Genomic DNA, 14,081 nt, shown 5'->3' on the forward strand with positions numbered 1-14,081 from the left:
ACAAGATGAAGGACATTGTCGGCGCCCGCGTCGACGCGCTCGAGGGGCGGCTGCTGGCGCTCTCGCACCGCCTGCATGCCAACCCGGAGGTTGCCTGGGCCGAGGTCAACGCCTCGGCCTGGGTGGCCGCCGAGCTGGCCGGCGTCGGGTTCACCGTGGAAAAGAACCTCTGTGGACTGCCGACGGCGTTTGCCGCCACGGTGGGCAGCGGCAGCCTGCATCTGGGCATCTGTGCCGAATACGACGCACTGCCGGGGCTGGGGCATGCCTGCGGGCACAACATCATCGCCGCGGCGGCCGTGGGGGCGGCCGCCGCGCTGGCCCCGGTGGTCGACGCACTGGGCATCACGCTCACCGTCTTCGGCACCCCGGCCGAGGAGGGCGGGGGTGGGAAGATCGAGCTGCTGGAGCGGGGCGCGTTCGACGGCGTGCACGCCGCCATGATGGTCCACCCGGGCCCGCTGGACGTCGCCCGGGCCGAGCCCTACGCCGTCTCGCACAGCAAGATCCGCTACCGGGGCAAGGCCAGCCACGCGGCCGCCTACCCCGAGCGCGGCGTGAATGCAGCGGACGCCTTCACCGTGGCGCAGGTGGCCATCGGGCTGCTGCGCCAGCAGTTGGAATCCGGCGTCCGCGTGCACGGCGTCGTCACCCATGGGGGAGATGCACCCAACGCGATCCCCGAGGTGACGGAGGGCCGCTGGTACGTGCGGGCCGGCTCGCTGGCCGAGCTGGCGGAGCTGGAGGAGAAGGTGGCGCGCTGCTTCGAGGCCGGCGCCCTGTCCACCGGCTGCGAGCTTCAGATCGAGGCGGAAAGCAAGCCCTACGCCGAGTTCGCCACGGATGAGGCGATGCTGGAGTTCTACGTCGCCAATGCCACAGCCCTGGGCCGGACGTTCACCACGTCGGGGCCGGACATGCGGATGAACCGTGCGTCCACCGACATGGGCAATGTGTCCCAGGTGCTGCCGGCCATCCATCCCTATATAGGGATCGATTCGCTGCCGGCGGTCAACCACCAGAAGGAATTTGCCGCCGCCGCCATCACGGCCGCCGCGGACCGCGCCGTCGTCGACGCCGCCAAGGCGATGGCCCACACCTGCATCGACCTGGCCACGGATGCCGGGCTGCGCGCCCGGCTGGCCGGTCTTCTGGCGGAGCGGACCGCCGCCCGGCTCCTGACCGAAGCTGTTGCCCTGCCGCTGGATCCGTCCCTCGAACCTCCCCTGGAATTGGAGACAGCCGATGTCCGCTGATCCTTCTGTTGCTGCGAGCTCCGGCACCCGCCGGGAACACGACCTGATCGGCTGGCTCGATGTGCCGGCCGAGGCCTACTACGGCGTCCACACGGTGCGAGCCAGCCTGAACTTCCCCATCTCTGGGGTCTCGATCGGCCTCTACACGCATCTGGTGGCGGCGCTGGCCGACGTCAAGGAGGCGGCCGCCACGACCAACCATGGGCTGGGCCTGCTGGACGGCCCGCGCACCGAGGCGATCGTTGCCGCCTGCCGGGAGATCCGCGCCGGGAAGCTGCACGAGCAGTTCATCGTCGACGTCGTCCAGGGCGGCGCCGGCACCTCGACCAATATGAATGCCAACGAGGTGATCGCCAACCGCGCGCTGGAGCTGATGGGTGCGCAGCGCGGGCAGTACGAGCTGCTGCATCCGCTGGACCACGTGAACCTGGGCCAAAGCACCAACGACGTCTACCCGACCGCACTGCGCGTGGGCCTGCACCGCGCGGCGGAGGATCTGCTGGGGGCCATGGCCCTGCTGCGGGAATCCTTCGCGGCCAAGGCGCTGGAATTTGCCACGTATTTGAAGATGGGCCGCACCCAGCTCCAGGACGCCGTGCCGATGACGCTGGGCCAGGAATTCGGCACCTTTGCCGTGATGATGGCGGAGGATGAACAGCGCCTGCGCGAGGCGATGGACCTGATCCGCGAGGTCAACCTCGGCGGCACGGCCATCGGCACCGGGCTGAACTCGCATGTGGACTACGCCCGGCTGGCCTGCGAGGCACTAGCGCGGATCAGCGGCGTCGACGTCGTTCCGGCGGGGGACTTGATCGAGGCGACGCAGGATGTGGGCGGGCTGGTCCAGCTGCACAGCGTGCTCAAGCGCATCGCCGTCAAACTTTCCAAGGTGGCCAACGATCTGCGGCTGCTTTCCTCCGGCCCGCGCGCCGGCTTCGGCGAGATCCAGCTGCCGGCCGTCCAGGCGGGATCTTCGATCATGCCCGGCAAGGTGAATCCGGTGATCCCCGAGGTGGTCAACCAGGTGGCCTATTCCGTGGTGGGCAACGACATCACCATCACGATGGCCGCCGAATCCGGGCAGCTGCAGCTCAACGCCTTTGAACCGGTGATGGCCCGGGCGCTGTTCTCCTCGCTGACGGAGCTGCGCTCGGCGTGCACCGTGCTGGCGACCCGCTGCGTGGACGGCATCACCGCTGATCCGGATGCGCTGCTGGCCAGCGTGGAGCGGTCCATCGGACTGGTCACGGCGCTGGTTCCGTACCTCGGCTACAAGGCATCGACGGAGGTGGCGCAGCAGGCAATGGCCAGCGGTGCCAGCGTGGTGGACGTGGTCCGCGACAGGGGCCTGATGAGCGACGACGAACTCGCCGCCGTCCTCGGTTCCCCCCTCCTCCTCACCGCCCCCTCCCAACTGAGTAACACTTATCGCACACTTTCGGCCCCGGAACGTGTCACAACTGTCACCTAGTTGGGCTCTTCCGGCGGGTGGTCGGGGCTTCCGCCGGAAGGGTGTGGGACGTAGTGTTCCCCTTGGTTGGCGCCCATCCGAGGGTGCTGGATTCAAGGAGGAACCATGACCCGCTTTGTCGTTCTCTACCACGCACCGCAGTCGGCCCCCGATGCCATGGCGGGCAACGACGACGCCGCCGCGGCGGAGGGAATGCAGCTGTGGATGGACTGGGCCGCGCGGGCTGGCGAGCATCTGGTGGACATGGGCCAGCCGCTGGGCAACGCCCAGGAGATCACCACCATGGGCGACGTCGAGGCCAAATCCACCGTGGGCGGCTACTCGATCCTTGAGGCCGACAGCCTGGACCACGCCGTGTCCCTCATGAACGGGCACCCGCATCTGATGATGCCGGGTGCCTCGATCCAGGTGTTTGAGGCGCTGGCCCTTCCGGGGATGTAAACCCGATGGCGGGCCCCGCCGGGCCGGCCAGCAATCGCTGGTCGAGCCCGGCGAGACCCGCCGGGGGCGGAAGACCCACTCTGGGGGGATGAGCCATCCGCCGGGAGGTGACCTATGGGGGAGGGTCACCTGCTTTGGGGGGATCAGCCGCCGAAGACGCCACCCTTGGTGAAGACGGGGATGATGTTGATGACGGCCGGTCCCATGATGATGATGAACAGCGTGGGGAAGATGAAGAACAGCAGCGGGAACAGCACCATGACGGGCAGCTTCATTGCCTTTTCCTCGGCCCGCTGGCGCCGCTTGATGCGCATCTGCTTGGCCTGGGCGCGCAACACCTTGGCGATGCCGATGCCATAGGTGTCCGCCTGCACCACGGCCCGGACAAAGCTCCTCAGCTCAGGGACGGTGGTGCGTGCGGCCAAGGCCTGGTAGGAATCGCGGCGGGCCCGGCCCATCTGCATATCCTGCAGGGTGCGGACGAGCTCCTCGGCCATCGGCCCCTTGCCGTTGGCCCCCGCCCGGGCCATGGCGCTTTCAAACCCCAGGCCGGCCTCCACGGAGATGAGCATCTGGTCCAGGGTGTCGGGCAGCTCCATCTGGATGGCCTTCTGCCGCTCCTGGGCCTTGCTCAACACCATCAGGTCCGGGATGAAGTAGCCCAGAGCCACCACGAACAAGGCCAGCAGCACCATGGGTGCGCCCGGCTTCAGCGCCACCACCAGCAGGCCGAGGGCGGCGCCGGCCAGGGCCAACAGCGGCTTGGCCACCAGCAGCCGCGCCAACGGAATGGTGGCCGGGCGCCCGGCGCGGGCCAGCAAAACATCCAGCTTGGCCACATAGGCGGCCGGAGTGAACCTGCGCGCCATTGACAGCAGGCTCCGCTCGTCGCGGGCAACTGCACCCTGCCCCGCCTCGCCGCCGCGGTTGAGGTTGTTGCGGATGACGAGCCGGGACTTGGTGTCCACGCTGATGAAAGACCAGATGAGGTAGCCAACGGGCAGGACAATCGCCGCGATGTACACCCAAGGAAGAGCATTCATGTGCTGTCACCCTCTCAAAACTTGATTTGGACGATTTTGCGCAGCCACAGACTGCCGATGACCATCATGACGGCGCCCACCCCGAGCATCACCCAGCCGAGCACATGAGTGGTGAGGACGCCCAGGTATGTCGGGTTGACCACCATCAACGACAGACCGATGCCGAAGGGCAGCACCAACAGGATGATGGCGGACAGCCGTCCCTCGGCGCTCAGAGCCTTGACCTGCGCCTTGATCTGGCCGCGCTCGCGGATGGTTTCGCCCACGTGGTCAAGGACTTCGGCCAGATCACCGCCCACCTCCCGATTGATCTGGACGGCCTGGCCAATCCAGGCAAAGTCGTCACTCTTCATCCGGGCCGCGGTGTCAGCCAAGGCCGCCTCCAGATCGCGGCCGATCCGGACCTCGTTGACGATCCGGGCGAATTCCTCCGACGACGGCGCCAGCGCTTCCTGGGCCGCCGCGTCAAGCGATGCCAGTACGCTGTGGCCCGCACGCAGGCCGCCGGTAATCAACATGATGTTGTCGCCAAGCTGCTGATCGAATTTTCCCCGGCGGCTGTCTGCCCGAAAGGTTAGGTAGGCCATGGCTGCCAGCGGAGCCACGAGCGCCAGCACAATGGCGAGCAGTGGGCCTGCGAGCAGCAGGCCGGACAGCCCCGCAACGGCAGCTGAGGCAATGACCAGAACCAGGAAGTTCGACGGCGGCATCCGCAGCCCCGCGTCCTCCAGCTTCGAGCGGCTGTAGGGTCCGCCGCCCACCGTCCTGTCCAGTACGGCAACCGTCGAATCGGTGATGTTGCTCAGGGCAGTCTTGTTCTTGTTGCTGCCAAAGGGCCGCCGCCGTTCCGCCGGAACGGCGGAGCGGAATGGCTTGAAGACCACCAGCAGGGCCACGAGGATGGCGCCGAAGCACAGGGCAAACCCAAGGATCGGGATGATGACCGGCATGGCTACCGCCTCCCCACGGGCTGGGGCTGTGCGCCAAAGATGTGGGCGGGGATAGTGATGCCAACGTCGGCGAAGTGGTCAACAAAGCGCGGCCGAACGCCCGTGGGCACTGGCCTGCCCAGGAACCGCCCCGTGCTGTCCACTCCGGCGGAGTAGTCGAACACGAAGGCATCCTGGAGGGTGACGACGTCGCCCTCCATGCCCTGCACCTCGGTGATGTGCGTGACGCGCCGGGTGCCGTCCCTGAGGCGGGACAGGTGGACGATCAGGTTGACGGCGGAGGCAATCTGCTCGCGCACGGCGCGCAGTGGCAGGTCCATGCCGGCCATCAGCACCAGTGTTTCCAGACGGGCAATGGCATCCCGGGGGGAGTTGGCGTGGACGGTGGAGATGGAGCCGTCGTGGCCGGTGTTCATGGCCTGCAGCATGTCCAGGGCCTCGCCGCCACGCACCTCGCCCACCACGATCCGGTCCGGCCGCATGCGCAGCGAGTTCCGCAGCAGATCGCGGATGGAAATCTCGCCCCGGCCCTCGATGTTGGCCGGCCGGCTTTCCAGACGCACCACGTGCTGCTGCTGGAGCTGCAGCTCCACAGCATCCTCAATGGTGACAATCCTGTCCTCGGCCGGAAGGAATCCGGAGAGGACGTTCAGCAGCGTGGTCTTTCCGGTGCCGGTTCCGCCGGTGACCAGAATGTTCAGCCGGGCTCTCACACAGGCGTCCAGCAGCTGGGCCATGTCCGGAGTGAGTGTGCCGTAGTCGGCCAGATTCTGCACCGTCAAGGGCACCCGGCTGAACTTTCGAATGGTCAGCGAGGGCCCGTTGACGGCCAGCGGCGGGATGATGGCATTCACACGTGAGCCGTCCTCCAACCTGGCGTCCACCATGGGTGAGGACTCGTCGATGCGCCGGCCGATCCTGGAGACGATCCGCTCGATGACCCGGCGCAGGTGGTCCTCCGTGGCAAACTTCGAGTCCGTGAGGGACAGCTGTCCGGCCTGCTCGATGTAGATCTGGTCAGCCCTGTTGACCATGATCTCCGTGACCGAATCATCGTCGAGGAAACGCTGCAGCGGCCCGTAGCCGAGCACGTCGTCGCCGATTTCACGGATCAGCCGGCGTCGTTCCTCGGGGCTCAGTGGAACCTGCTCCTCGTCAATGACCTGGCTGAGTTCCTCCCGGGCGGACTTTCGCAGCTCCTCCTCGGACATAGTGGGGTCGGTCAGCCGCGCCCCCATCCGCTCAAAGAGGGCCGCGCCCGCGCGCTGCTTGAGGCTGGCCAGCGCCGTGCCACCCGCACCCGAGGTGGCCGACCCGCCCGCGCCCTGGGTGGAGGCGCCGACGGTGCCCAAGGAGGGCGGGTCGGTGGGTGCCGGCCGTGTGACGGGCGGGACTGCCGGTGCTGCTTGGACTGCCTGGGCCGCCGGCAGCCCTGCCGGACCCTTTCCCCTGGCTGCATTCAACCGCTCTGAGAGATTCATGAGACCACCGCCCGTCGATGAAGTTTCTTGTGCACTTGTGCGCCCCATGTGGGCTCGAAACGCTCCACCAGCTTGCGCAGGCTTCGCGTGGCCGAATTCTTGACGCCCTCCTGGAGTGCGGGGACGCCCTTGTTCGTGGCGAACGGCATGGCCGGTGAATGGGGGATCACGACGTCCACCGGAACGTGGATGGTGGCCTCGATGTCCTGAACATTCAAGCCGGAGCGCCGGTTGGCGAAGTTGAGCACCACATGCCGCCCCTGGGGGATCAGACCGAGCTCATGGAGGATCCCGAGCCCGGTGCGCAGTCCCTTGACGCTGGGAATGTCCATGCCCACCACCCAGACGACGTCCGTGGCAAATTCCAGCGTGGCCAGGGCATGCTCGCCCAGGCCGGGGGCCGTGTCCACCACCACGTACTTGAACTCCGTGGCCAGTTGCGCCAACAGCCGCCGCACGTGGTCCGCCGTGATCAGGTCTGCCTCGTTCGGATTCCGCGGTGCGCAGAGCGCGTACACCCCGCCGGGGTGCACTGTCAGAAACGCCTTGAGCACCATGGTGTCCTGCGCCGCAGCCCCCGTCACGGCATCCAGAAGAGTGTGTTCCGGATCCAGCAGCATCCCCGAGGCGACGTCGCCAAACTGGAGGTCCAGATCAACGATCACCACGCTCATGGGTGCCACTTTTCCCAGCCCCACGGCCAGGTTGGTGGCGATGGTCGTCTTGCCCACACCGCCCTTGGGTGACATGACGGCAATGATCCGTCCGTTCTCCTGCTCGGAGTTTCCCTGGACGGACAGTCCGCGGCGCCGTCCTGCCGAGGACAGGCAGGCCCGCTCCAGCAGGATCCGGATGCTGGCCGTGTCGGCACTGGGGCTGATGATGTCCCGGATGCCGGAGCGCATGGCCGTCAGGACCAGCTCGGCCGAGGTGTCCGCGGCCAGAATGACGCTGATCTCCGGGAATTGGAGGTCGACGACGGTGGCGAGCTTGAGTGCCTCATCGATGGACACCCCGGGGCCGAGGATGATGACCTCCGGCGGCTCGGCGACATCCTGGCGGACGATGTCGTGGGGGACGGAGTTGATGGCTGATTCGGGCAGAGACTGGACGCTCCCATGCAGGCCCTCCGCAACGGCGGCACGGACGCGTTGTTCAAAGTCCGGGGCTGTTGTGATGAGAATGAAGCGGCTCATCGCAACACACCGTCCTTGAACAGATTGTCGACGTTGGTGGTGTCGGTGTCGGCATTTTCCTTGGAGAGGTAGATCTTGCCGAACTCGATGCCATGGACGGCCTTCACGGCGTCGGCGCCGGATAGTGCCACGGTGATGAAAACACTCCCGCCGGCCGAGGAATCTTTGGCCGGGGCGGTTTCGCCGTTCGCGGGGGCCGGGGCGCCTGTTCCCACGTGGGTGACCAGCACCTTGTGGAACTGGAGCTTCGTAGCCGGATTGTCACTGGTGCCGGGGGCAACGCCACCCATGTAGGAAATGAAGACTCCCACGGTGTCGCCGGCCTGCAGCTGCCCGCCGAGCACCCGTTCGGCGTCCAGCTTCAGCGTCAGCTCTTCGAGCCCCTTGGGGACATCCACCTGGTTCGGTGCTGCGAGTGCGTTTTTGTCCACCAGGCGTGCACCCAGCAGCTGCTCTCCCGGGACCAAATCCACGGCCGCAACCTTGCCGGTGAACTCCGAGAGGTCCGTGACGGCACCTTCCGGGACGGAGGCCTTTGGCACGGCTTGTGCCTTGACCAGCTCCTTGAGCTGATCAACCGTGGTGCCGGCGGCAACGGGCTGCTGGACTACCAGGACCTCCACCGGATCCATGCCGGACTGCGCGCGGCGGTCAGCCGCTTGAACATATGAGGCGAGGAGGACAGCACCCACAATGGCTAAAACCAGTGCGGCAACGCCCCCCAGAAGGCGTGTTTTCACTTTTTGACTCCTAGTTCACTTGTAGTTCACTTGATGAGTTGGACGGTGAGGCCGCCAGGGCCGGTGCCGACCTGAAATGCGTCCTGAAGACGTGTAAATCCTGTGAAATAGCCGATGAATCCTTCGCAAGGAGGACCGCAGGTAGGCGCAGCGGTGGAAGTGTCCGCATGCGATGTTGAGGGGAACCGCCATCCAGTCACCTGGAACTGGGCGAATCCGTAAATCGTGTAGGTCGCCTTCTGCCCGCCCTTCTTGCCTCCTTCGGATAGGGAAGAGGAAAAGACGGGGATAGAGACAGGCTTGCTGAGCATTCCGTCAAGAAGCGGTTTGCAGCTGTTGTCAATGGAGCCCCCAGGGGCGCTGCCGGCGCCGTCGACCCCCAACTTAATGGTGGCGCTGCATGTCTTTGCAACCGTTAGATCCAGCCAGCCAAATCCACCATCGGGATACCCGAGGGCTTCGGTGCAGCCCGGAAGAGCTCCATTCGTATCCGAGCGCAGCAGTACATGGGTGGCGTCCGGGCTTCCGGTAAAGGTTCCGGTGTTCTTCAGTTCGTCCCGCTGGGCTGTGGAAAGCCTTTGGTCAAGCACGCACTTTCCAAAGGTCCAAGGGATTGAATCGACGCTTGTCTTCTTTGCAGCCCACTTGGCCGTCGCCGTGGCGGGGATGTCCGTCTCGGTCACTCCGAAGATGCTGGCAAACATGAGAGTGATGGCATTGTGGCCGGCACTGTCACGGCTCGAAACGTTCACCTTGACGGTGTCGGCGGTGGGGAAGGTGACCTTGGCGGTGTTGGCGGCGTGGTCGTTGGCGTTGGCGTTCGCCATGTTTCCGGCGGTTGCCTGTTGGATGGTGCTGCTGCTGGCTCCGCTGCCGCAGTTGCCGTTGCCCTTGGCGCATTCGTTGGCAACGGCCAGGGCGGCGGAATCCGCGCCGTTTTGAAGCTGCACCTTCTCGGAGTACATCATGCCAACATCCACGGCGATGGCCGCGAAACCGATCAGCGCCACCATCAACAGGGCCACCACCACCGAGGCGGCTCCCCGCTCGCTGCCAGTATTGGAGCGCTTTTTCGTGAATCGCATTATCCGCCGCATTGCATTACCGCCACTCCTGTGATCGTGGGCCCATCGAGGGGCAGGTAGCCGGTCATCCACTTCAACTGGTGCACCACCGTGACAGTCACCGTGTTGCCCGACGCGCATTTCGTGGCCGCGGCATTTGTGGATGTCTTGTAGGTGGCCTTGGCGGTGGTGCCGCTGGGCAGCGTGGGTGCGGCCTTCAGGCCGGTGCTCTCAGCCACGGCGTCGGTGAAGCCGGTGTCAATGTAGTGGACCGCCGCATAGCGCGCTCCTTCGCGCGCCGCCTGGCTGGCCGAAATCTGGATGTTGTAGGCCCGGCCAAACTCCATGATGCCTATCACCAGCAGGAGCAGAACTGGCAGCAGGAGTGCAAACTCAACCGCTGCCGCACCGCGTTCGGAACCATTGCGCTTCATTGCATTCCCCTCCCGGGTGGAAAGCAATGGAGGCGGCTCCAGATGAAACTGGAGCCGCCTCCAGGGGTGGCTTGCGGGATGCTAGACCACCTTGTCGAGCTCGACGTTGACGGCGTCGAACGCGTGGTCCAGGTTGGTGCCGATGAGGGCGACGGCGGCGATGATGACGACGGCGATCAGGGTGACCATGATGCCGTACTCAACGGCGGTGGCACCCTTCTCCTCGTTGGTGAGGCGGTTCTTGACGCCGGCGATGAAAGCGAGAGTGGAAACCATAAAAGTGTTCATTGTCGTATTCCATTTCTTCAGCAGAGATAGGACACGAAATTCATGATGCATTCCCCAGATTTAGGTGCTGCCGAACTTCGATAAACAATGTTTACTCGTGCCGGCGAAGGCGTAGCAACGAAATCCAACACTCGTCTTTGCGGACCTGGGTACTTGGGAGCCGCCCGAGTACTTGCTAAGTACCGGCTACGCGAACAGCCCGCCCGCGATCGCGGAGCCGATCGCCGGCCCGAATGCCACCGCCACGATGCACCCCGCGAACATGGAAGGACCGAAGGGCACGGAGGTCTTCAGCCCTGCTTTTCCGCGGGATATCAAGGCCAATCCGACCACGGCGCCCACGATGAACCCCAGCAGCAGGCCGAGCAACGCGGACCCCAGAGAGAGGTATCCCAAGTACAGGCCAAGTAGTGCGGATAGCTTCACGTCACCCATGCCCAGGCTCCTTGGCGATATGACGGCCAGAATCAGGTAGAAGACAAAGCTCGATCCAGCTCCGACAAAACCGGTCAACAGGTTTGTCCAGTGGCCACTAAACAATGCGTCGATAAGCAACATTGCCAATCCAGCTGCAAATGCGGGAATAATGATCCGATTGGGCAGCAATTGATGCTTCAGGTCGATGCGAGACAAGACAATTCCGGCAAGAGAGAGGAATAGAAATGCAGGGAGGATCAATACCGGGCCGAACCGCCATGCCAAGAGCCCAAACGCCGCTGCGGACAGTCCCGCCGTCGTCAGGGTCTGGCTGCTGCCGTATCCCTCATAGAGATGCGGCAGCAGCCGGCGTGCGGCGGCATCGGCAGCCGGGCCGGCAACAAGGCCGGTGATTGCCGCCACGGTGATGAACAAGGCGCTGGCAGGCAGATCGGTCACGGTGGCACCTCGGGTTTCAACGGCGGGCAGGCGCGGACAAAGTCCCAACCGCAGCCGGGATCCGATTCCGACTGTAGGGGAAGGTCCCCGTCAACCCCCGCACGCCGCGCCCCCGCCCAACTAGGTGACAGTTATGACACGTTCCAGGCCTCGGAACGTGTCATAACTGTCACCTAGTTGGGCCGGGCGCGGGGCGGGTCCGATCGGCCGGCGGAGTTGTCAGCAGGTGGCGAGGACCGTGTCCATGGCGTCGTGCTCGGCCTGGGTGACCCAGAGGCCGTAGGTGGACTTTACGGTGATCTGGCGGCTGACGTACTGGCAGCGGTAGGCCTTGTTCGGCGGGAGCCAGGTGGCGGCGTCGCCGTCGCTCTTGCTGGAATTGGTGGGGCCGTCCACGGCCAGCAGGTTGGCGGGGTCGTTGGCCAGGGCGGTGCGCTGTTCAACGCTTAGCTGCTGCGCGCCCTTCTGCCAGGCATCGCTGAGGGCGACGACGTGGTCGATCTGGACGGCGGTGCTGGTGCCCTGCCCGCGGGTGAAATCGATGGTGGTGGCGGTGTACGGATCGGACAGGCGGCCGGTCAGGACGACGCACTGCTTGCGGCCCTCCTTAAAAGTCGGCGTAGCGAGGTCGCGGGCCAGGATGTCGTTGCGGGTGTCGCAGCCGTTGTGGTCGACGTCGGTCCAGGCCGGGCCGAACTCCTCGCGGCTGTAGCCGGTCTTGGGGGCGCGGCCCTTGATGGCCAGCCCGGCCAGCTGCTGGCGTGCCGCGGCGGTCGCCTCCGGGGACATGGGCGCGACGGCGGATTCCGGCACCACCGTCTGGGCCGGCGCCCACCCGGGAGCGCCGCAGGCCGTGGCGGTGAACAGCAGTGCTGCCACGATGGGGGCGGCCAACAGGCGCTTGGCGGAACGGGTGGGCAGGGCGAAACGCGGCAAATCAAACTCCAACAGCAATAACGGGCGGTGCGGCCGCAGCGGGTGCGGCCATCGGAAACGGGGAAAAGACCCCTGACAGGCTATCGGGGCGGTGCGACACGAAGGGACAACCGTGGGCCGGGCATTCTTCCGCTGCCGGCGACGCAGTTTCCCGTTCACGATGCAGTAGTAGTCATGTCCTGGGCGGGGAAGGGCGTCGCGGGTGCAATGGTGTGTCCCGGGAGTCATCAGGGGTAACCGACACGCCGGTGGGGCGGTGCGTGCCGCATCGCGGACGGATTTGACTGGTATACGGTGCCACGGTCTAATGAGAAACGGCCGAGACTTGGGTTACGTTCGGCCGGGATGAGGATCACATGCAGGGCGCCAACGAGCCACGGGCCGTTGGCGTTTTCAGCTTAAGTGGCCCCCTCGTGAGCGGCATCACAAGTGGCGTTTCGCGGACGAGAGTTTGCTCACACGGCGGACTCGCCAATGCCCGCCCGGGCCCTAGGATTTCCCCCTCTGAGGCAATCCTTTGCCTTAGAGGGTAGGACGTGGATTGTGTCCTAGAACACGCCGCACAACAGCTCCACGATAGCAAGAAACACCGGATTCAACCGGCCGCACGGCAACCGACTGCTGCGGCCAAGGATAGGACAAAATGAGCCAGGAAACGCCTCTGCAGCGGCTGGACGGCATCGCCCTCTGGGACGGCACCACCACCCGCGGCGCCGGTTCCATCAGCTGGGCGAACGGCACCATCGTGGAGGTGGCCGAAGGGCCCGCCGACGCCGAGGGCGCCAAGGCCGAATACAGCATCATCCCGGGCCTGGTGGACACCCACGTGCACCTGGGCGGCTACGCCGGCGAGGGCTCTGTTGACTGGATCTCCTGGCCGCTGATCACCCCGGGCGAGGAGCGCGCACTCCACATTGCCGCCAACGCCCAGAAGGCTGCCCGCAACGGCGTTACCACGCTGCGCGATCTGGCTGGCGACAAGCACCAGCTGGCCGTCAGCCGGGCCTTCGAGGCCGGCGTTCTTGAGGGCCCGCGCGTGCTGGTCCACGGCCAGGTGGGCATGACCGCCGGGCACGGCGACCTGTTCATCCCCCCGCACTACCCGCACCGCGAGCCCGTGGCCGACAGCCCGGACGAGTGCCGCAAGCTGGTGCGCCAGTGGGCCCGCCAGGGCGCGCACGGCGTGAAGATCTACACCAGCGGCGGCGTGCTCTCCATGGGCGACAAGGTGGGCTGGCGCAACCAGACCAACGAGGAAATCGCCACCACGGTGGATGAGGCCCACGCCCTGGGCATGCCCGTGGCCGCCCACACGCACTCCAGCGAGGGTGTGGACATCGCCCTGGCGCACGGTGCGGATTCGCTCGAGCACGGCACGGGCATCGTTGCCCGCCACTGGCCCACGCTGGTGGAGCGCAACATCGCCGTGGCCCCCACGCTGCTGATCAACGACGCCATTGCCGACGGCCGCATCAAGATCTCCGCCGAGGCCCAGGAAAAGGCCCAGGCCGTGGTCGAGGAGCGCAACCGCAACTTCGACGGCGCCGGCGCCGCCGGCGTCCGCTTCGTGCTGGGCACCGACGCCAATGGCTTCATGGTGGCCTTCGGCGACCAGATGGAAGAGGTCCGCCTGATGGCCTCGATGTTCGAGTGGACCCCCGACCGCGCCCTCGTTGCCGCCACCTCCGACGCGGCCGACGTCGTCGGACTTGGCGAGACCGTGGGCCAGCTGAAGGCCGGCTTCGGCGCCGACTTCATCGTGATCAAGGGCCGCCCGTGGGAAAACATTGGCGACCTGCGCACCGAAAACATTGCCGCCGTCGTCTCCCGCGGCCGCGTCATTGCCGGCTCCCTGCCGGTCTAAAGTATTCCCCCACCCCGTTCAAATCACCACCTGCAAGGAAC

14 protein-coding genes are annotated in these 14,081 nt (G+C 65.8%); 4 read left to right on the forward strand and 10 right to left on the reverse strand.

Going from position 1 to position 14,081, the window contains the following annotated elements; translation table 11 throughout:
* Positions 1 to 5: 5 nt before the first annotated feature.
* The 3 genes from K254_RS23915 (at position 6) to K254_RS0117515 (ending at position 3,168) form a co-directional block, all read left to right on the forward strand.
* Positions 6 to 1,256 carry an amidohydrolase gene (locus tag K254_RS23915; RefSeq protein WP_081710335.1) on the forward strand — a complete coding sequence of 417 codons (1,251 nt, stop codon included), beginning with the start codon at positions 6 to 8 and terminating at the stop codon, positions 1,254 to 1,256.
* Positions 1,246 to 2,727 carry an aspartate ammonia-lyase gene (locus K254_RS23920; RefSeq protein ID WP_051389340.1) on the forward strand — a complete coding sequence of 494 codons (1,482 nt, stop codon included), beginning with the start codon at positions 1,246 to 1,248 and terminating at the stop codon, positions 2,725 to 2,727. Before K254_RS23915 ends, K254_RS23920 begins: the two co-directional genes overlap by 11 nt.
* A gap of 105 nt (positions 2,728 to 2,832) precedes the next feature.
* Positions 2,833 to 3,168, forward strand: coding sequence for a hypothetical protein (locus tag K254_RS0117515; protein WP_026556458.1), 336 nt, complete (start codon positions 2,833 to 2,835; stop codon positions 3,166 to 3,168).
* A 143-nt stretch (positions 3,169 to 3,311) separates the two neighbouring features.
* Here the strand turns inward: K254_RS0117515 and K254_RS0117520 are convergent, their stop codons facing one another.
* The 10 genes from K254_RS0117520 to K254_RS0117565 form a co-directional block, all read right to left on the reverse strand.
* Positions 3,312 to 4,211 carry a type II secretion system F family protein gene (locus K254_RS0117520; RefSeq protein ID WP_026556459.1) on the reverse strand — a complete coding sequence of 300 codons (900 nt, stop codon included), beginning with the start codon at positions 4,209 to 4,211 and terminating at the stop codon, positions 3,312 to 3,314.
* A gap of 14 nt (positions 4,212 to 4,225) precedes the next feature.
* Positions 4,226 to 5,161, reverse strand: coding sequence for a type II secretion system F family protein (locus K254_RS0117525; protein WP_051389341.1), 936 nt, complete (start codon positions 5,159 to 5,161; stop codon positions 4,226 to 4,228).
* 2 nt (positions 5,162 to 5,163) lie between these two features.
* On the reverse strand, positions 5,164 to 6,642 hold the full coding sequence (locus K254_RS0117530; RefSeq protein ID WP_026556461.1) for a CpaF family protein: 1,479 nt from the start codon (positions 6,640 to 6,642) through the stop codon (positions 5,164 to 5,166).
* Positions 6,639 to 7,838, reverse strand: coding sequence for an AAA family ATPase (locus K254_RS0117535; protein ID WP_026556462.1), 1,200 nt, complete (start codon positions 7,836 to 7,838; stop codon positions 6,639 to 6,641). Before K254_RS0117535 ends, K254_RS0117530 begins: the two co-directional genes overlap by 4 nt.
* On the reverse strand, positions 7,835 to 8,578 hold the full coding sequence (cpaB, locus tag K254_RS0117540) for a Flp pilus assembly protein CpaB (protein ID WP_026556463.1): 744 nt from the start codon (positions 8,576 to 8,578) through the stop codon (positions 7,835 to 7,837). The genes K254_RS0117535 and cpaB overlap by 4 nt, the downstream gene beginning before the upstream one ends.
* A gap of 26 nt (positions 8,579 to 8,604) precedes the next feature.
* Positions 8,605 to 9,663 carry a Tad domain-containing protein gene (locus K254_RS23925; protein WP_051389342.1) on the reverse strand — a complete coding sequence of 353 codons (1,059 nt, stop codon included), beginning with the start codon at positions 9,661 to 9,663 and terminating at the stop codon, positions 8,605 to 8,607.
* The gene (locus K254_RS0117550) at positions 9,663 to 10,076 is read right to left on the reverse strand and encodes a TadE/TadG family type IV pilus assembly protein (RefSeq protein ID WP_026556464.1); all 414 of its coding nucleotides are present in this window, start codon (positions 10,074 to 10,076) and stop codon (positions 9,663 to 9,665) included. Before K254_RS0117550 ends, K254_RS23925 begins: the two co-directional genes overlap by 1 nt.
* An 81-nt stretch (positions 10,077 to 10,157) precedes the next feature.
* Positions 10,158 to 10,364 carry a Flp family type IVb pilin gene (locus K254_RS0117555; protein ID WP_026556465.1) on the reverse strand — a complete coding sequence of 69 codons (207 nt, stop codon included), beginning with the start codon at positions 10,362 to 10,364 and terminating at the stop codon, positions 10,158 to 10,160.
* Between the two features lie 186 nt (positions 10,365 to 10,550).
* Positions 10,551 to 11,240: a prepilin peptidase gene (locus K254_RS23930; protein WP_051389343.1), complete on the reverse strand. Its 690-nt coding sequence runs from the start codon at positions 11,238 to 11,240 to the stop codon at positions 10,551 to 10,553.
* Between the two features lie 219 nt (positions 11,241 to 11,459).
* Positions 11,460 to 12,176, reverse strand: a complete 717-nt coding sequence (locus K254_RS0117565) for an HNH endonuclease family protein (RefSeq protein ID WP_231391896.1) — start codon at positions 12,174 to 12,176, stop codon at positions 11,460 to 11,462.
* 643 nt (positions 12,177 to 12,819) lie between these two features.
* Between K254_RS0117565 and K254_RS23935 the strand changes: the two genes are divergently transcribed.
* A complete protein-coding gene (locus K254_RS23935; protein ID WP_051389344.1) occupies positions 12,820 to 14,040 on the forward strand; it encodes a metal-dependent hydrolase family protein in 1,221 nt (406 codons plus the stop codon).
* The last annotated feature ends 41 nt before the right edge of the window (positions 14,041 to 14,081 follow it).

It is taken from the genome of Arthrobacter sp. 35W (assembly GCF_000482545.1).
GTDB lineage: Bacteria > Actinomycetota > Actinomycetes > Actinomycetales > Micrococcaceae > Specibacter.